This is a genomic window from Bradyrhizobium sp. YCK136, assembly GCF_044570075.1.
Lineage (GTDB): Bacteria > Pseudomonadota > Alphaproteobacteria > Rhizobiales > Xanthobacteraceae > Bradyrhizobium > Bradyrhizobium diazoefficiens.
This window is the reverse complement of record NZ_CP172424.1, coordinates 8,531,304-8,548,758: the sequence shown is the minus strand read 5'-3', so window position 1 is coordinate 8,548,758 and position 17,455 is coordinate 8,531,304. Positions and strand designations below refer to the sequence as shown.

The following is a 17,455-nucleotide window of genomic DNA, read 5'->3' as shown; positions in this document are numbered from 1 at the left end:
CGGGGCGGGGCATAGTGGATCGTCTTTACAACAAGAGGTCAGGGAAGGTGCTGCCCATGCTTTATGCGATCCTTTGCTATCATGACGAGGACTTCGTCGGCTCCTGGAGCAAGGACCAGGACGAGGCGGTGATGAAGAAGCTCGCCGTGGTGCAGGAGAAGCTCACGAGCCAAGGCCGGCTCGGTCCGGTGGCGCGGCTGTTGCCGACCACCGCGGCGGCGACGCTGCGTAAAGAGGACCCGCCGCTGGTGCTCGACGGCCCCTATGCCGAGACCAAGGAGCAGTTGCTCGGCTTCTACATCGTCGACTGCAAGAACCTCGACGATGCGCTCGACGTCGCGCGGGACCTCGGCGCCGCCAACCCCGGCGGCGCCTATGAGGTGCGTCCCGTCGGCGTGTTCAGGCCCGGAGGAAATTTGACGTGAGCGAGGCTGATACCGCCTGGATCGAGACCGCGCTGACTTCGGCGCGACCCCAGGCGGTCGGCGCGCTGCTGCGCTATTTCCGCGATCTCGACACCGCCGAGGAGGCTTTCCAGAACGCCTGCCTGCGCGCGCTCAAGACCTGGCCGCAGAACGGCCCGCCGCGCGATCCCGCGGCCTGGCTGATCATGGTCGGCCGCAATGTCGCGATCGACGAGGTGCGGCGCGCCCGCAAGCAGCAGCCGTTGCCCGAGGACGATCAGGCGATCTCCGATCTCGACGATGCCGAGGGCGCGCTCGCCGAGCGGCTCGACGGCTCGCAATATCGCGACGACATTTTGCGGCTGATGTTCATCTGCTGCCATCCGCAATTGCCTGCGACGCAGCAGATCGCGCTCGCCTTGCGCATCGTCTCCGGTCTCACGGTGAAGCAGATCGCGCGCGCTTTCCTGGTCTCGGAAGCGGCGATGGAGCAGCGCATCACGCGCGCCAAGGCGAAGGTCGCGGAGGCCGGGACGCCTTTCGAAACGCCCGGCCCGATTGAACGCTCCGAGCGGCTCGCGGGCGTCGCGGCGATGATCTACCTGATCTTCAACGAGGGTTATTCGGCGAGCGGCGACACCGCCGAGATCAGAAAGCCGCTCTGCGAGGAGGCGATCCGGCTGGCGCGGCTGCTCCTGCGGCTGTTCCAGAGCGAGCCGGAGATCATGGGGCTGGCGGCGTTGCTGCTGTTGCAACATGCGCGCAGCGCCGCGCGGTTTGCGGACGACGGTTCGCTGATCTTGCTGGAGGACCAGGATCGCTCCCTGTGGAACGGCTCCATGATCGCGGAAGGGCTGGCGCTGATCGACAAGGCGATGCGCCATCGCCGCAGCGGGCCCTACCAGATTCAGGCCGCAATCGCCGCGTTGCATGCCCGTGCGGCGACGCCGGACGAGACCGACTGGGCCCAGATCGACCTGCTCTATGGCGCGCTGGAACTGGCGCAGCCGTCGCCCGTGGTGACGCTCAATCGCGCGGTCGCGGTGTCCAAGGTGCGCGGGCCGCAAGCCGCGCTCGACCTGATCGAGCCGCTGGCACCAAAGCTTGGCAACTACTTCCATTTCCACGGCGTGCGCGGCGCCTTCCTGATGCAGCTCGGCCGCAATGACGAAGCCCGCATCGCCTTCGACCGCGCCATCGCGCTCGCCAACACTTCGGCGGAAGCCGCCCACATCCGCATGCACATCGATCGCCTGATCCGGGACAGCCAGCCGAAGAGCAGCAACGGGAGCGCCAGGCAGGGTGCGAAGGCGAAATGACGGCTTGCCGTCATTCCGGGTTCGGTCCTGCGGACCGCCCCGGAATGACGATCCAAAAAATTTCATTCCGAATTGTCGGCCTCAGCCTCCTCCCTTCGTCCTTAGCCCGTATCCAGGGAGCCATTCATGCTGAAAGCCATTGCCATCATCGCCATCGTGCTCGCGGTCGGACTAGCGGGCGTCCTCGTCTTCGCCCTCACCAAGCCTGACACCTTTCGCGTCGAGCGTTCGCTCGCCGTGAAGGCGCCGGCCGATGCCATCTATCCGGTGGTCGCCGACTTCCACTTCTGGACCAGCTGGTCGCCCTATGAGAACCGCGATCCCGCCATGAAGCGGACGTTCGGCGGAACAGCGCGGGGCAAGGGCGCGACCTATGCCTGGGACGGGAACAACAACGTCGGCGCCGGCCACATGGAGATCCTCGAGGCGAGCACGCCGTCGAAGCTCCGCATCAAGCTCGATTTCGAGCGTCCCTTCGAAGGCCACAACACCGCCGAGTTCACCTTTGTGCCGCAAGGCGATGCTACACTGGTCACATGGGCGATGTACGGTCCGGCGCCCTTCATGTCCAAGGTGATGCAGGTCTTCATCAACATGGACAGCATGATCGGCAAGGATTTCGAGGCCGGCCTCGTCAGCCTGAAGAAGCTCACCGAGAAACAATGAGCCTCACAGCCCAGGGAAAGAAAAGGAGAGAAGCGATGCTCAATCCATATCTGTTCTATCAGGACACCTGCGAAGCGGCGTTCAACTTCTACGCCAAGGTTCTCGGCGGCAAGATCGACGCGATGATGCGCGTCTCGGACGCGCCGCCGGACATGCCGGCCGCCCCCGGCCGCGAGAAGACGATCATGCATGCGCGGATGTCGTTGCCCGGCGGCAGCGTGCTGATGGCCTCCGACGCGCCGCCCGAGCATGTCCAGAAGCCGCAGGGCCTCTCGATCTCGCTGACGATCGCCGACGTCGCGGACGCCGAGCGTAAGTTTAACGCGCTCGCCGACGGTGGCACCGTCACCATGCCGTTCAGCAAGACGTTCTGGGCCAAGGGGTTTGGCATGTGCGTCGACAAGTTCGGCATCCCCTGGATGGTGAACTGCCCGGCGGAGGGAATGTGACGGACGCGACCGCCTGGCATGCGGCGCCCCTCCCTCGATCGTTGCGGGTAAGGGGCGCGCCCAAGGCGGTCACGTCATAGCCGGATCGGCCGTTTGCTGTTTCAACGGACCGATCCGGTCACGTCCTCGCCGGGGGACGGCGACTGGACGCAGCGAGGGCAGATCACGAGCTTCGTGCCGAGCTGCCTGTCATTCTCCGCTTCGATTTCGTCATGGACCGCCCACCACGCTTCGGAGTAGGGGCGCAAGGTCCCGAGCACTCTTTCCCGTTCCTGATTGGGATTTTCCTGCGTGGGTGCGGGGTTCGCTGCGCGCCGCTTTGTGACGGGTGGCCGGTTCGGGTTCTGACCGAGGCCGTCCCACGCGATCGGACGACGCTCCTGCGCCGGCGCAGCCGCGCAGCCCATGAGCGCTGCGCAAAAAGTAAGCAAGACGAAGCCGTGTCGCATCATGCCGAACCCTCAGTGCGGTACGCGACACACAAAGTCCGCGTGAGGGATTTTGCATCGCGTCGGTTAAATGGAACCTAAGGGAAACGAAGTGGCCGGCATGGCCGGATAGGAATATGGAGTCTCGATTCGCATGACTTTGCGAGAGCAGTGGGGCCGCTTCGTGAAATGATCGGGACCGCATCGCACAACAACTGGCGCAATAATAGGCTGTGAACTGCCTGTCAAAATCGCTAATCATTCCTTCATAAATTCTACAAACTGGGATGGGCGTACTTACAAGGGGAGCGACCGATGGCAGCGGCGCTACAGATCAATTTTGCACTTTGGGGTATGCTTATCTGCGCGAGCATGGAATTGGCGCAGATGATCCAGAGGTTCTTCTAGAACCCGGCGACCGCGTGACCGGCGTAATTTCGCCGGCGTGCTTGCGTGCTAGCTCACGAGCAATGCGATGAGCGTGAAGCTGACGCTTGCGATCACAATCATCGAAACGACGTAGTTGCGCGGCCGCGCCGTCCGCGAGGGCGGCGGTCTCCTCGGTCGTAGCGGCGCGATGTCGTGCCGGGCGGGTTCCGTCGGCGCGAGTGCGGCTTCTGCGCCCGAGCCGATATACTTCACGTAGGGCTCGAGCAGCCGCAGTTCGGACGGCAGGTCCATCAGGCCCTCGCGGTCGCGCCGCGTCAGCAGCTCGAATTCGACGGTTTCCTCGGCGCTCAGCTGGCCAAGGACGATCCGTCCCCGGTCCGACAGGCGGTAGCGAAAATCGATGGGCTGCATACCGTGCGACCCCTTTTAAAAATGAGCAATCTTGAAAAAAAACGGGACCATCCTCGTCCGTGACCGCCGCTGAGATCGTGACGCCGCCGCGGCCTCAGTCTGAGCCGCGACCATCATAGACTGCAGGGAAAGGCTGGAAACCGCGTAAATTGTGCAGGCATTGCGAAGCGGTTGAGCGGATTCGGCGTCCGGAAAGTCGAAATTCTGCAAAACTGCTCAATCGTCGGACAGCGGCGGACGCAACCTGGTCAAGCGGCTGGTGGCCGCCTGATCCTCACCGGCAGCGCGGATAGATCGCGGCGAGGTCGCGCCCCTTCAACAGCAGCAACCGTGAGGTGAGGCCGCCGCGGTGGCTGATCCAGTCGCGCACCGGCCCCGGATAGGCTTGGAGCACCGCGTCGGAGGCTTCCGGCTCGGCATAGAAGCGCCCGCGCCGGTCGACCGAACGCGCGGCATGGAAGCCGAGCACGGCGCGTTTGGTGACACAGATGCGCTCGCCCGGCACGATGCTCAGCACCAGCGTGCAGGCGGACAGGCAGGGACCGTCGATCACCACGCGCTCGCCGCTCTCGCGCACCTTCTCGAACAGGTCGAGGAACGGCCCGACCCGTCCGCCGGGTGACTGGATGATGCGGATTTCGGCGGCAACCGGTGCGGAGGCGAGCAGGGCGGTCGCGAGCATCAGGGCTTTGACCAAAGCGGCGCGTTGCATCGTACTCTCCGCACATTCGACGTCGTCGGGCGGGCAAAGCGTCGCGCGCCCAACAATGGCACCCAAATCCGGAGACGGTGATGGGCACGGCGCGTCGCGCCTTTGTCCACCCTACAAATCCTGTGCCTACCCGTTGCGGCGCTGGCCGCGCAACGTGGGCAGGCCGATACCCGCTGCATCGAAGCCGCCATCAACGGCCAAAATTTGACCGGTGATGTAGCTCGCGCGTTCCGAGCACAGGAAATAGATCGCTTCCGCGAGTTCCTCCTCGAGGCCGTAGCGGTTGAGCGGAATGGCGTCGTGATAGTCGGCGCGGATCTCCTTGGTGTGCACCTGCTTGGCCATCGCGGTGTCGACCGGCCCCGGCGCGACCGCGTTGACGCGGATGTTGAGCGAGGCGAGCTCGACCGCTAGCTGCTTGGTCAGGTGCGCGAGCCCCGCCTTGCTGGTGCCGTAGGCCGAGCGCAAGGTCGAGGCACGCACCGCCGAGATCGAGGTGATGTTGACGATGGCGCCGCCGTCGCTGTCGCGCATCAAGGGCACCGCGGCCTTGGTGCAGAGGAACGGGCCGGTGAGGTTGACCTCGAGCACGCGGCGCCAGTCGGCATCCGGCGTCTCCATCAGCGGCGCGAACACGGCGATGCCGGCATTGTTGACGAGCGCGTCAAGCCGGCCGAACCGCCGCTCAATCGTCGTCATCGCGGCACCGACCAACGCCGCGTCGGAGACATCGCAGGTCAGCGCGAGCGTCGCCTCGCTTTGGCCGATCTCGGCGACGGCGCGGCCGAGCAGCTCCCCCTCGATGTCGAGCAGCGCCACGCGCCAGCTCTCGCCAAGGAACTTCTTCGCGGTCGCAAGCCCGATGCCGCGCGCGGCTCCGGTGACGAGGGCGACTTTTTGCGGGGCCTGCGGCATTTGCTAATCTGTCCTGTGTTCGAAAGGCTGTTCCCACGCGAGGGCCGGTCTCTTTTACTTCGCTTTGGTCCCGACGAGAAAGGCCCTGGCGATGCCCATCGATCTGGACGAGAACCACTCGACATATTCTTGCGTTCTGCCGGCCGAACGCCTGGCGCGATGTCGGCACGGCCGCCGCTGCATCGTCTTCTAAGCGACGTCTGCCGAGGAGACCGACCGATGCCTGACGACCACGCCCGCCTGATCCGAGACCTCTTCGCCGCCTATCTTGCCAATGACCGGCAACGGGTGAGCGAGGCGCTCGCCGACGACTTCCGCTTCACCAGCCCGTTCGACGACGACCTCGACAAGACGACCTATTTCGAACGCTGCTGGCGGGACACCGGCTGGATCGCGCGCCACGAGATCGAGCGCATCTTCGTCGTCGGCGACGAGGCTTTCGTCACCTATCGCTGCCTGGCGACCGATGGCAGGAGCTTTCGCAACACCGAGTTCCTCAGCTTCGCCGGCGGCCGGATCCGCCGCGTCGAGGTCTATTTCGGCGCCGCCTTCCAGGACGGCCGGTTCCTGCCGCAGCCGCGCTGAGGCAGGAACTTCCGAGGCATGACCTCCGGAATAATTTTCCGCCACGGTGTCGATTCCATAGCAAGGCATTCGTCTTACAGGGCAGCGCGGGCTGGTTCGGCCCGCTGATCTCCCCCGGATTCCGGGCCTGCGCCTCGCGGCGCATCCCGGAAGGACCAGGTAAGCAAGGAACTGCCCATGCGATTCATGATGCTGATGATCCCGCTCGGCTACGAGACGGCGCCGCCGGACGTGCAACTCGATCCCGAGCGCGTCGCCGCGATGATGCGCTACAACGAGGCGCTGAATGACGCCGGCGTCCTGATCACGCTCGACGGCCTGCATCCGCCCGCGATGGGCGCGCGCGTGTCGTTTGCGACCGGCGAGCCTGTTGTGACCGACGGCCCCTTCACTGAAGCCAAGGAAGTGCTGGGCGGCTACTGGATGATCGAGGTCGCCTCGCGTGCCGAGGCGATCGGGTGGGCGAAGAAGTGCCCGGCCGCGGTCAATGAAGTCATTGAGATCCGGCAGGTGCAGGAGATGACCGACTTTCCGCCGGACGTGCAGGCCGCGGCCGCCGGCTTCGGCGGTCTGAAGAACTAGCCAGAGCGGGCGCGATTGGAATTCGCGGCCGTCATCAACAAAGTCATCAACAGAGGAGAGAACCAATGAGCACCGACACCTATCTCGCAGTCTTCCTCGGCAGCAAGACCAGCCCGAAATGGGCTGCATGGAACGCGATGTCAGACGCCGAGCGCAAGGCGAAGGAACTGGAGGGCATCGCGGCCTGGAAGGGTTGGGCCGAGAAGCATCAAGGTGCGATCCAGGCGATGGGCGGTCCGCTCGGCAAGACCAAGCGGGTCGATGACAAGGGCATCGCCGACATCGCCAACGAGATGGGCGCCTTCACCGTGGTCCGCGCCGCGTCCCATGAAACGGCCGCGAAGATGTTCGAGAACCACCCGCACTTCGCGATTTTCCCCGGCGAGCGCGTCGAGATCATGCCGGTGCTGCCGATCCCGGGCGGTTAGGCAGCTTCGTCATTCCGGGGCGCGCGCGAGCGCGCGAACCCGGAATCTCGAGATTCCGGGTTCGGCTCTTTCGAGCCGCCCCGGAATGACGGTGGAAATACGGGTTCACCAAATCCCGCTTGCGCTAGTGACCTTCACGCCCAGCTCATGTAAAGCTCGTTCACATGAGCTGGCGCAAGGAGACGCGCCGCGCCGAGCGCGGCTACCACCACGGCAATCTGAAGGAAGCCCTGTTGCAGGCGGCCCTCGGGTTGATTGCCGAGAAGGGCGCGGCCGGCTTCACCTTCGCCGATGCGGCGCGCATGGCCGGCGTCAGCGCAGCGGCGCCCTACCGGCATTTCCGCGACCGTGACGAACTGTTGTCCTCGATCGCCCAGCGCGGCTTCGAGCAGTTCGAGGCGCGCTTGACCGCGGCCTGGGACGACGGGCGGCCCGATACGGTCACGGCGTTCGAGCGGGTCGGCAGGGCCTATCTTGCCTTCGCCCGCGAGGAGCCGGCGTTCTACAACGCGATGTTCGAGTCCGGCCTGCCGGTCGATGCCAACCCGGCGCTCCAGGCCGCGAGCGAGCGTGCTTTCAACATCATTCGCGCCGCCGCGGAGCGCCTTGCGGCACTTGCACCGCCCGGCACGCCGCGGCCGCCGGCGATGATGATGGCGCTGCACATCTGGTCGATGGCGCATGGCGTGGCCTCGCTGTTCTCGCGCGGCGATGCTGCGCGACGAAAACTGCCGATGTCGCCGGACGAGCTGTTAGAGGCCGAGGTGCTGATCTATCTGCGCGGTCTCGGCTTCCCGACCGACCGCCGTCCGCCCGCCAAAGGCGCCGAGCCGCCGCCGGTGCCTCCGGAGGCATCCTCCGGTTCTGGCGTGCCGCCGGGCGGCCCCTGGGGCAAGCCGAAATAAAATTGCGCAAATAATTCGCCAGGCCTGTCGGGTGGCCGGCTTGACAAAATCGCGGGATGGTCTAGCTATGTAAATGTTATTTACATTCACAACGGCGCAGATGCCGTCATGGAGATGGGAAATGGCCTACACCGCTGATGTCAATCGATGGCGCGGCCCCTCGGACCAACACTATGAGCGCCCCCATATGCTCGACACGCCCTGGCATCCCGGCTGGATCGCCGTGACCATCCTCGGCTTCATCATCTGGTGGCCGATCGGACTTGCCCTTCTCTTTTTCACACTCGGGAGCAGAAAAATGGGTTGCTGGAGCCACCAGGATCGCTGGCAGAACAAGATGGAGCGGATGCAGTACAAGATGGACCGCATGCGCGGCCGCATGGAGCGCCGCGGCTTCGGCTTTGGCTTCGGCCCGCCCTCGAGCGGCAACCGCGCCTTCGACGAATACCGCACCGAAACGCTGCAGCGGCTCGAAGAGGAGCAGGTCGAATTCAAGAACTTCCTCGACCGTCTGCGTCACGCCAAGGACAAGGAAGAGTTCGACCAGTTCATGGCCCAGCACAAGACGCGTCCGACCCCGCCGCCGACCGACCAGCAGCAGGGTTGATCCGGACACCTCTCAAAGCCTTCAGGCGCATGTCCCCAAAGTCCTGATGGCCCCGAGCCGCCCGCCTGCGCATCCCGCAGGCGGGCGGTTTGGTTTTTGGGGGCGCTTTCACCTCGCCCCGCTTGCGGGGAGAGGGAGTAGACCGAGCCACTGCTTGGCTACGAGCCGCCAGAACCCAGACCTGCTCATCCGACACCAAGACTTGCGCGTCCCGTCTCACCGGGCGGCGCTTCTCATGTTGGACGACAGCATCATGGACCTCTGGACCCGCCTGCTCCTCGGCGTGACCGCCTTCGCGGTGCTGGGCTATATCGGCGTCGTCTATGGCGGCTGCGCGGCCGATCCCGACTGCCATTTTAGCCTGTGTCCCGGCCGGCATTCGCTATGTGGCGTTGATCACGCACATGTGCAGGACCGGTAGAACCCGACTCGCGCCCGGCCCGACCAAGCCCTGACAGCGCGCTTCCCGCGCGCCAACAGGGCCGACCATGATGAACGCCGAACGTAAGGAGATCAGACAGCGGCTCGCGCTTCTCGAGCGCGCGTCTGCGCTGTTCGATCGATTCGGCGTCTCAGTGCCGCTCGCAATCGCGTTCCTCAACCACTGGCCGACGGAGATCAAGTCCTATCAGGACCTCGTGACCACCGATGCCTGGAAGATCTTTCTCAGCTGCGCCCTCTACGAGCTTGCCGCGTTCGCGCTGCGGCGCGCCGTCAAGTTTGCGACAGCGGACCTTGCCCCATGATCCTGCTCCGCGATTTCGCGCTTTACGTCCTGCCGGCCCTCGTCGCAGGCGGCGGTTGGCTGTATGCGCTGTGCCTGCGCAAGCGGGCGCGGTCGGGTCGCGCCCCCGAGCGGCGTTGCGTCCCCCCGGCATCACTGGCGCCTTGATCCGGACCGCCTATATTCGCCTGCACAAACGAAGGGCGCACCGGAGGCGGCGATGGCGGAGGCTGCGATCATGGTGAGCGACGGCCTCTGGCAACGGGTCCGCGGCGAGGCGCAGCGCGGGGCGGATGCCGATCCCGTCTTCGGCAAGGCGCTTGCCGGCACCATTCTCGCGCATGACGATTTCGCCGCGGCCTTGTCCGATCTGATCGGACGCCGGCTCGGCGGCAGCGCAGCCGAGCGCGCGCGCTTCTCGGCCTTTTCCTTCGATGCCTTTCGCGGCTCGCCCGATCTGATCGAGGTGGCCGGCCGTGACTTGCAGGCGATCGCGATCCATGATCCCGCCATCGCCGACCTGTTACCGCCACTGCTGCATTTCAAGGGCTATGTCGCCCTGCAAGCCTGGCGCGTCTCGAACTGGCTCTGGCACCACGACCATCGCGATGCGGCGCTTCTGTTCCAGAACGAAGCGTCGAATGCCCTGCAGGTCAGCATTCATCCGGCCGCCAGCATCGGATCGTCAGTCTATCTCGACCACGCCACCGGCATCGTGATCGGCGCCAACGTCGTGATCGGCGACGAGGTCACCATCCTCCAGAACGTCAGCATCGGCCGCGGCAGTGAGCTGCCGACGCGCTCGCCGCGGATCGGCCGCGGCGTCTATATCGGCGGTGGTGCGACCATCCTCGGCGACATCAGCATCGGCGATTTCGCCAAGATCGGCGCCGACGCGCTCGTGACGTCAGACGTTCCTGCTGGCTGCACGGCCGTCGGCAATCCCGCGCGGCTGACCAACTGCCCCGAACCTGCCTCGGCGGCCTGATCCCATCATTGTACGGAGCCACCCCATGAAGACCGCAATCGTGATCGGTGTCGGCCCGGACCGCGGGCTCGGGGCCCGGCTCTGCAAGCGCTTTGCGGCCGATGGGCTCAAGGTGATCGTCGCGGGCCGCACGCTGTCCGCGTTGCAGGCGGTTGCAGGCGACCTCATCAAGGCGGGCGGAGCGGCCGTGCCCATCGTCGCGGACGCGACCAGCGAGAGCGACGTTGTCGCTCTGTTTGATGCCGCCGGCGAAGACCTCGATCTCGCCATCTACAACGCCGGCAACAATACGCCCGGCAAGATCATCGAGATGGACGCCGACTATTTCGAGCAGGCCTGGCGCGTCGTGTGCTTCGGCGGCTTCCTGTTCGGCCGCGAGGCGGCGCGTCGCATGGTGCCGAAGAAGGCGGGCACGCTGCTCTTCACCGGCGCCAGCGCCTCGCTGCGCGGCCGCGCCGGCTACGGCGCCTTCAACGCGTCCAAGGCCGGCCTGCGCACGCTGGCGCAGGCCATGGCCAAGGAATATGCGAGCGACGGTATCCATGTCGGCCACGTCGTGGTCGACGGTGCGATCGCCGGCGACAAGATTTTTTCGCGCTTTCCCGATGCGGCGAGCCGCGAAGACAGCCTGATCGACATTGAAGGCATCGTCGATGGCTTCGCGTTCCTCTACCGCCAGCCCGAACGCGCCTGGTCGTTCGAGCTCGATGTGCGGACCTCGAAGGAGAAGTGGTGAGGGGGCGGCCCTCGACCATTTCTACCCCGTCAGTGCCCGGGTATGACCGTCTTAGGGGCGGCGTAGACGATCAATACCCGTCCGCCAGTCCACTGTTGCGGCGTGGATCGTTCGCCCCGTAGTAGCGATTGTTGCCGACTTGCTCGCCGTTAAGCGACGGCGCGCCGACGATGATCACCGCGAGGTGGTTCGCCGGTTGCGGCGGCCCGAATTTGTGGCCCATGACCTCGAGAATCTTGCGCGTGTCCGGCGACAGCGCATAGTCCTCGACATTGGTCAGGTCCGGCAGCCATTGCTGGTGGATGCGCGGCATGTCGACGGCTTCCTGTGCGTTCATGCCGTAATCGATCGCGTTGATCATGGTCTGCAGCACGGCCGTGATGATGCGGCTGCCGCCGGGCGTGCCCACCACCATGACGGTCTTGCCGTCCTTGGTGACGATGGTCGGGCTCATCGAGGACAGCGGCCGCTTGCCCGGAGCGATGGCATTCGCCTCGCCCTGCACCAGGCCATAAAGGTTCGGCACCCCGACCTTGGCGGTGAAGTCGTCCATTTCGTCGTTCAGCAGCACGCCGGTCTTGGCCGCCGTCACCTTGGCGCCGAACCAATCGTTCAGCGTGTACGTGACCGATACCGCGTTGCCGTCCTTGTCGGCGATTGAATAATGCGTTGTGTTGCTGCCCTCGTGCGGCGCGACGCCCGGCTTGATCTCCTTGGATATCCCGGCCTTGTTCGGATCGATCACGTCGCGGATCCTGGTCGCGTAATTCTTGTCGAGGAGGCGGTCGAGCGGATTCTTCACGAAATCCGGATCGCCGAGATAGCTGTTGCGGTCCACGTAAGCATGCCGCATGGCCTCGATCTGCACGTGCACGGCCTGCGCGGAATGGTAGCCCAGCTCCTTCAGAGGATAGCCCTCCAGGATATTGAGGATCTCGCAGATGATGACGCCGCCCGAACTCGGTGGCGGCGCGGAAATCACGTGATAGCCGCGGTAGTCGCATTCGACAGGTGCGAGCTCGCGCGTCTTGTAGCCGTCGAGGTCGTCCTGCGTCAGCAGGCCCTTGCCGGCCTGGCTCGATGCCACGATGGCGCTGCCGACCCATCCCTTGTAGAAACCGTCGGTGCCCTTGCTGCTGATCTCGCGCAATGTCTTGGCAAGCTCGGGCTGTATCAGCCTCTCACCCACCTGGAACGGCTGACCGTTGTTGAGGAAGATGGCGGCCGTTGCGGGATCGTCTCGAAAATCCGCGGTGGCGGTACGCAACAGGTCGATATCGCCCTGGTCCAGCGCAAAGCCCTGCTCGGCGAGCTGGATCGCGGGGGCGAGCAGGTCGGCGCGCTTCATGGTGCCGTACTTTTCGCGCGCATATTCCATCCCCGAGACGGATCCTGGCACGCCGACAGCCAGATGCCCCTTGGTCGAAAGGCCCTTGATGACGTTGCCATCCTTGTCGAGATACATGTTCGCAGTCGCGCCCTTGGGCGCCGTCTCGCGAAAATCGAGAAAGGTCTTGCGGCCGTCGGCGAGCTGGATCGTCATGAAGCCGCCACCACCGAGATTGCCGGCGGCCGGATAGACGACGGCCAGGGCATAACCGACGGCCACGGCGGCATCGACGGCATTGCCGCCGCGCCTGAGCACATCGACACCTACCTGGGTCGCCAGATGCTGCGCGGACACCACCATGCCGTTTTGCGCGGCGACCGGCGCGACCGACGCCGCACGCACGGCGCTGAATGTGATGAGGCTGACCGATACGATCGCTGCGGCCATCCACCGCACATTGGATTGTGGTTTTGGCAAGGGACGCTCCTCGGGCTGGCCGGTGATGCCGGCATATTCATATTATTGTCAGCGAACTCAGCCTGTCAGCTCGTGCCCGCCGTGACATGCGAGATGGAGCATGTGGACGTGGTGTAGCTGTGGCGCACGCTACGCCTTCTGCGATTTCGGGCTGGGCAGGGGAGGAGGTTCCAGAAGGGGCGTCCGCTGTGCAGTGTCGTAGCGCCACGAGTCCCATTGCGCTCCCTCCCGCCGGGGGGGGGGGGAGGGAACCGGCCTCGCCAGTGGCACGTGGCTCCGGTCCGTCGGCCGCCATGTACCGCCATGTCCCGCAGCAAAACGGCCAACCGTCTGTGCCGCCTCCCTTTCCGGCAGCCAAATTCAGCTCCGGTAACCCCGCATTAACTATCGCCGGGCTCTGGTAAGGTTGGACAATCGCGCCCATAGCCGTCGTCGAGGCCCATAGTTTTGACATCTTGGCAGGGAATGCAGGCGGCCGGCTTTGGACAAGCCCCCTGCACCCCAGAAAGACAAGGCTTTGAGCGGGCTTGCCGGCCGCGCCGGTTCTAGCGCGGCAGTTGGGGAACCGGCGGTCATTTGCTGCCACGGAACATCGGGTAACGATCGCCTTGAGAGGATACAGCTTATGAATCCGGCCGACGTGGCTCAGTCAGCCCTTCCGGTTGCCGCTTCCGCGGACGTGTCGCTGATCGCGCTGTTCTGGCAGGCTCACTGGATCGTGAAAGCGGTGATGCTGGGACTTTTGTCCTGCTCGGTCTGGGTCTGGGCGATCGCCATCGACAAGATCTTCCTGTTTGCCCGTACCCGCCGCTCGATGGACCGTTTCGAGCAGGCCTTCTGGTCCGGCGAGTCGATCGAGGAGCTCTATCGCACCCTCTCGGCCAAGCCGACGCATTCGATGGCGGCCTGCTTCGTGGCGGCGATGCGCGAGTGGAAGCGCTCGTTCGAGAGCCACGCCCGCTCGGTCGCGGGCCTTCAGATGCGCATCGACAAGGTGATGAACGTCTCGATCGCACGCGAGGTCGAGCGCCTGGAGCGCCGGCTGCTGGTGCTCGCCACCGTCGGCTCCGCCGGCCCCTTCGTCGGCCTGTTCGGCACGGTCTGGGGCATCATGTCGAGCTTCCAGTCGATCGCGGCGTCGAAAAATACCTCCCTGGCGGTGGTCGCCCCCGGTATCGCCGAGGCGCTGTTTGCGACCGCCGTCGGCCTTATCGCCGCCATTCCTGCCACTATTTTCTACAATAAGTTCACCTCCGAGGTGAACCGGCAGGCCCAGCGGCTCGAAGGCTTCGCCGATGAATTTTCAGCCATTCTGTCGCGTCAGATCGACGAGCGGGGCTGACGGACGGCATGTATAGTGTGAAGGGCAATTTGGGCACCAGACCATGGGCATGAACGTCGCGAGTTCGTCCGGAGGCGGCGGCCGCCGCAGCCGGCGCAAGCCGGTCATGGCCGAGATCAATGTCACGCCGATGGTCGACGTGATGCTGGTGCTGCTCATCATCTTCATGGTGTCGGCGCCGCTGCTCACCGTCGGTGTGCCCCTCGACCTGCCGCAGACCCAGGCCAAGAGCCTCGAGCAGAACGATCAGAAGCCGATCCAGATGTCGGTCGACATCAAGGGCAAGGTGTTCATCAACGACGCCGAGATCGCGATCAACGAGCTGGTGCCGAAGCTGAAGGCGATCACGGACGCGCGCGGCGGTCTCGAGGAACGCATCTATCTGCGCGCCGACAAGAAGGCGGATTACGGCACGGTGGCCAGGGTGATGGGCCTGTTGTCCGGCGCGGGGTTCAAGAAGCTGGCGCTCGTCATGGAAGCGGACCAGGGGTAAGCCGTGAAGGTGAACGTCGACAAGACACTCGTTGCGTCGATTGCCCTCCATGTCCTCGTGCTTGGATGGGGGCTGGTCACCTTTAGCAGCAGGGCCTACGTCGCGCCGGAAGAGTCGCTCCCGATCGACATCATCTCCTCCGATCAGCTCGCGAAGATGATGTCGGGGCAGAAGACCGGCGAGAAGGACAAGCCGAAGCCCAAGGTCGAGAAGATCGCCGAGCCCAAGCCCGAAGAGGACGCCGTCGGGAAGGTCACCGAGAAGAAAGAGCTGATCAAGACCAACTCGACGCCCGAGCCGCCGCCGAAGCCCGTCGAGAAACCGGTCGAGAAGAAGCCCGAGCCGCCCAAGCCCGTCGCCGAGGCGAAGCCGAAGGAAGAACCGAAGCCGCAGGAAAAGAAGCCCGATCCGGCCAAGGAAGATCCGATCGCCGAGCTGCAGAAGAAGCTGGAAACGAAGAAGCCGCCGCCCAAGCCGGTGGAGCAGAAGGTCGCGGCGGTGCAGCCGCAGCAGCAGCCGAAGCCCAAGGAGCGCAGCTTCGATCCCGCGCAGATCCAGCGCGACCTCGACAAGCGCGCTGCGACCCGGCATGAACTCGCTGGAACGGCGCTGAATGCGTCGGCGTCGCTGGGATCGACGACCGGGACCGCCGCCAACAACGTTGCGACCTGGCGAGGTGCGTTCCAGGGCGCGGTCAAGCGCTGCTTCACGCCCACCTATAACGGGCAGGACGCCGATCAATACGAAGCCGACATCGACATTCCCATGAAAATCGACGGATCGCTGGCGTCCGAGCCCATCGTGGTTGCGGTGAGAGGACCGTCGCGGTCGATTGCCCAGGCGGTGGCCGAGAGCGCCAAGCGCGCCATCGTGCAATGTCAGGTCTATTCGTTCATGCCGAAACAGCAGTACGAGAGCTGGAAGCTCATCCCGATGACTTTCGGCCTGAAAGACATGTTGTGACATCCGAACAAAAGAATTTTGCAATGAATGACGCTCGATCGATCACCCGCCGCCGCTTCATGACCCTGACCGGGTCGGGACTTGCGATGCTTGGGGGCGGACATGCGTTCGCTCAGGGCCAGCCGCGGCTCCGCATCGATCCCACCGAATTCCAGCCGGTCCCGATCGCGATCACCAACTTCCTGCCGGGCTCACCGTCGGACGGCGACGTCGGCAACGGTGTCACCCAGGTCATCACCAACAATCTGAAGCGCTCTGGCCTGTTCGCGCCGATCGACCAGGCCGCGTTCATCGAGCGCATCAGCAACATCGACGTCGCGCCGCAATTCCAGAACTGGAAGACCATCAACGCCCAGGCGCTGGTCACCGGCCGCATGACGCGGCAGCCGGACGGAAGGCTGAAGGCCGAATTCCGCCTCTGGGACGTGGTCTCCGGCCAGCAGCTTGCCGGCCAGCAATACTTCACCTCGCCGGAATACTGGCGCCGCATCGCCCATATCATCTCCGACCAGATCTACGAGCGGATGACCGGCGAGAAGGGCTATTTCGACAGCCGCGTGGTGTTCGTGGACGAGACCGGGCCGAAGGAGCGCCGCGTCAAGCGGCTCGCCATGATGGACCAGGACGGCGCCAATGTGCGCTATCTGACCCGCGGCTCCGACCTCGTGCTGACGCCGCGCTTCTCGCCGAACTCGCAAGAGATCACCTACATGGAGTTCGGCCAGGGCGATCCGAAGGTCTATCTCTTCAACATCGAGACCGGTCAGCGCGAGATCGTCGGCAACTTCCCCGGCATGACCTTTGCGCCGCGCTTCTCGCCGGACGGCCAGCGCGTCATCATGAGCCTGCAGCAGGGCGGCAACTCCAACCTGTTCGTGATGGATCTGCGTTCGCGCTCGACCACGCGTCTCACCGACACGCCGGCGATCGACACGTCTCCGTCTTACTCGCCGGACGGCACCCGCATCTGCTTCGAGTCCGATCGCGGTGGCCGGTCGCAGATCTACGTCATGGCCGCGGGCGGGGGAGCTGCGCAGCGCATCTCCTTCTCCAAGGACGACACCAACGCCACCTATTCGACGCCGGTGTGGTCGCCGCGCGGCGACTACATCGCCTTCACCAGGCAGGGCGGCGGACAGTTCTCGATCGGCGTCATGAAGCCGGACGGCAGCGGCGAGCGGTTGCTCACCTCCGGCTTCCACAACGAGGGCCCGACCTTCTCGCCGAACGGCCGCGTGCTGATGTTCTTCCGCGATCCCGGCGGCAGCGGCGGACCGTCGCTGTACAGCGTCGACATTTCCGGCCGCAACGAGCTGAAGGTGCCGACGCCGGGCTTCGCCTCCGACCCGGCATGGTCGCCGCTGTTGTCGTCGACGGCTGGTCAATAGATCGCGCGTTTGGACGCGCGATCTTTTCGAAAAATCACGCCGATCTTTTCGGGTTCTGCGCGCGCGGCAAGCTTTCCTTCACCTTGCGCTCGGCAACGCTTGCCTAGTTGCTTGATATTTCAGCGAAAATCGGTTCGCTATTGCCGAAAAACAACCCGACTTTAACGATGTTCCCTCAGGAAAGCTTCACCTGGGCTGAGTAAAAGTACGCTC

General features: G+C 64.7%; 22 protein-coding genes. 17 read left to right on the top strand and 5 right to left on the bottom strand.

Going from position 1 to position 17,455, the window contains the following annotated elements:
• Positions 1-56: 56 nt before the first annotated feature.
• The 4 genes from ACFLEY_RS41275 to ACFLEY_RS41260 all read left to right on the top strand — a co-directional run bounded on the left by ACFLEY_RS41275 (position 57) and on the right by ACFLEY_RS41260 (position 2,838).
• A complete protein-coding gene (locus ACFLEY_RS41275) occupies positions 57-425 on the top strand; it encodes a YciI family protein (RefSeq protein WP_011089906.1) in 369 nt (122 codons plus the stop codon).
• Complete coding sequence (locus ACFLEY_RS41270) at positions 422-1,723, top strand: RNA polymerase sigma factor (RefSeq protein WP_211433647.1); 1,302 nt, start codon at positions 422-424, stop codon at positions 1,721-1,723. The genes ACFLEY_RS41275 and ACFLEY_RS41270 overlap by 4 nt, the downstream gene beginning before the upstream one ends.
• A 126-nt stretch (positions 1,724-1,849) precedes the next feature.
• Positions 1,850-2,389 carry a K(+)-transporting ATPase subunit F gene (gene kdpF / locus ACFLEY_RS41265; RefSeq protein WP_011089904.1) on the top strand — a complete coding sequence of 180 codons (540 nt, stop codon included), beginning with the start codon at positions 1,850-1,852 and terminating at the stop codon, positions 2,387-2,389.
• Positions 2,390-2,424: 35 nt separating this feature from the next.
• Complete coding sequence (locus tag ACFLEY_RS41260) at positions 2,425-2,838, top strand: VOC family protein (RefSeq protein ID WP_060910238.1); 414 nt, start codon at positions 2,425-2,427, stop codon at positions 2,836-2,838.
• 101 nt (positions 2,839-2,939) lie between these two features.
• Here ACFLEY_RS41260 and ACFLEY_RS41255 read toward each other — a convergent pair whose 3' ends face one another.
• The 4 genes from ACFLEY_RS41255 to ACFLEY_RS41240 form a co-directional block, all read right to left on the bottom strand.
• Positions 2,940-3,290 (bottom strand): hypothetical protein, encoded by a 351-nt coding sequence (locus ACFLEY_RS41255; protein ID WP_028172998.1) that lies wholly within the window; start codon positions 3,288-3,290, stop codon positions 2,940-2,942.
• Positions 3,291-3,722: 432 nt separating this feature from the next.
• Positions 3,723-4,067 carry a hypothetical protein gene (locus ACFLEY_RS41250; RefSeq protein ID WP_060910239.1) on the bottom strand — a complete coding sequence of 115 codons (345 nt, stop codon included), beginning with the start codon at positions 4,065-4,067 and terminating at the stop codon, positions 3,723-3,725.
• Between the two features lie 274 nt (positions 4,068-4,341).
• Positions 4,342-4,779 (bottom strand): hypothetical protein, encoded by a 438-nt coding sequence (locus ACFLEY_RS41245; protein WP_060910240.1) that lies wholly within the window; start codon positions 4,777-4,779, stop codon positions 4,342-4,344.
• 126 nt (positions 4,780-4,905) lie between these two features.
• Positions 4,906-5,694, bottom strand: a complete 789-nt coding sequence (locus ACFLEY_RS41240; RefSeq protein ID WP_060910241.1) for an SDR family NAD(P)-dependent oxidoreductase — start codon at positions 5,692-5,694, stop codon at positions 4,906-4,908.
• 219 nt (positions 5,695-5,913) lie between these two features.
• Between ACFLEY_RS41240 and ACFLEY_RS41235 the strand changes: the two genes are divergently transcribed.
• The 9 genes from ACFLEY_RS41235 (at position 5,914) to ACFLEY_RS41195 (ending at position 11,249) form a co-directional block, all read left to right on the top strand.
• Positions 5,914-6,279, top strand: a complete 366-nt coding sequence (locus tag ACFLEY_RS41235; protein ID WP_060910242.1) for a nuclear transport factor 2 family protein — start codon at positions 5,914-5,916, stop codon at positions 6,277-6,279.
• Between the two features lie 177 nt (positions 6,280-6,456).
• The gene (locus tag ACFLEY_RS41230) at positions 6,457-6,861 is read left to right on the top strand and encodes a YciI family protein (protein ID WP_011089898.1); all 405 of its coding nucleotides are present in this window, start codon (positions 6,457-6,459) and stop codon (positions 6,859-6,861) included.
• Between the two features lie 65 nt (positions 6,862-6,926).
• On the top strand, positions 6,927-7,289 hold the full coding sequence (locus tag ACFLEY_RS41225) for a hypothetical protein (RefSeq protein WP_060910243.1): 363 nt from the start codon (positions 6,927-6,929) through the stop codon (positions 7,287-7,289).
• 164 nt (positions 7,290-7,453) lie between these two features.
• The gene (locus tag ACFLEY_RS41220; RefSeq protein ID WP_011089896.1) at positions 7,454-8,194 is read left to right on the top strand and encodes a TetR/AcrR family transcriptional regulator; all 741 of its coding nucleotides are present in this window, start codon (positions 7,454-7,456) and stop codon (positions 8,192-8,194) included.
• A gap of 121 nt (positions 8,195-8,315) precedes the next feature.
• Positions 8,316-8,801, top strand: coding sequence for a DUF2852 domain-containing protein (locus ACFLEY_RS41215; RefSeq protein ID WP_028173002.1), 486 nt, complete (start codon positions 8,316-8,318; stop codon positions 8,799-8,801).
• A gap of 235 nt (positions 8,802-9,036) precedes the next feature.
• A complete protein-coding gene (locus tag ACFLEY_RS41210; protein WP_060910244.1) occupies positions 9,037-9,222 on the top strand; it encodes a hypothetical protein in 186 nt (61 codons plus the stop codon).
• 67 nt (positions 9,223-9,289) lie between these two features.
• Positions 9,290-9,547 (top strand): hypothetical protein, encoded by a 258-nt coding sequence (locus ACFLEY_RS41205; protein WP_028173003.1) that lies wholly within the window; start codon positions 9,290-9,292, stop codon positions 9,545-9,547.
• 198 nt (positions 9,548-9,745) lie between these two features.
• Positions 9,746-10,513, top strand: a complete 768-nt coding sequence (locus ACFLEY_RS41200; RefSeq protein WP_060910245.1) for a serine acetyltransferase — start codon at positions 9,746-9,748, stop codon at positions 10,511-10,513.
• 25 nt (positions 10,514-10,538) lie between these two features.
• Complete coding sequence (locus ACFLEY_RS41195) at positions 10,539-11,249, top strand: SDR family NAD(P)-dependent oxidoreductase (RefSeq protein WP_060910246.1); 711 nt, start codon at positions 10,539-10,541, stop codon at positions 11,247-11,249.
• A 70-nt stretch (positions 11,250-11,319) separates the two neighbouring features.
• Here ACFLEY_RS41195 and ggt read toward each other — a convergent pair whose 3' ends face one another.
• Complete coding sequence (ggt, locus tag ACFLEY_RS41190) at positions 11,320-13,026, bottom strand: gamma-glutamyltransferase (protein ID WP_060910247.1); 1,707 nt, start codon at positions 13,024-13,026, stop codon at positions 11,320-11,322.
• Between the two features lie 655 nt (positions 13,027-13,681).
• Here ggt and tolQ point away from each other — a divergent pair.
• The 4 genes from tolQ to tolB are packed head-to-tail and all read left to right on the top strand — an operon-like array spanning position 13,682 to position 17,242.
• Positions 13,682-14,398 carry a protein TolQ gene (tolQ, locus tag ACFLEY_RS41185; RefSeq protein ID WP_018641591.1) on the top strand — a complete coding sequence of 239 codons (717 nt, stop codon included), beginning with the start codon at positions 13,682-13,684 and terminating at the stop codon, positions 14,396-14,398.
• 43 nt (positions 14,399-14,441) lie between these two features.
• The gene (gene tolR, locus ACFLEY_RS41180) at positions 14,442-14,891 is read left to right on the top strand and encodes a protein TolR (protein WP_211433646.1); all 450 of its coding nucleotides are present in this window, start codon (positions 14,442-14,444) and stop codon (positions 14,889-14,891) included.
• A 3-nt stretch (positions 14,892-14,894) separates the two neighbouring features.
• On the top strand, positions 14,895-15,854 hold the full coding sequence (locus ACFLEY_RS41175; RefSeq protein ID WP_060910248.1) for a cell envelope integrity protein TolA: 960 nt from the start codon (positions 14,895-14,897) through the stop codon (positions 15,852-15,854).
• Between the two features lie 23 nt (positions 15,855-15,877).
• Positions 15,878-17,242 carry a Tol-Pal system beta propeller repeat protein TolB gene (gene tolB / locus ACFLEY_RS41170; protein ID WP_028173006.1) on the top strand — a complete coding sequence of 455 codons (1,365 nt, stop codon included), beginning with the start codon at positions 15,878-15,880 and terminating at the stop codon, positions 17,240-17,242.
• Positions 17,243-17,455: the final 213 nt, after the last annotated feature.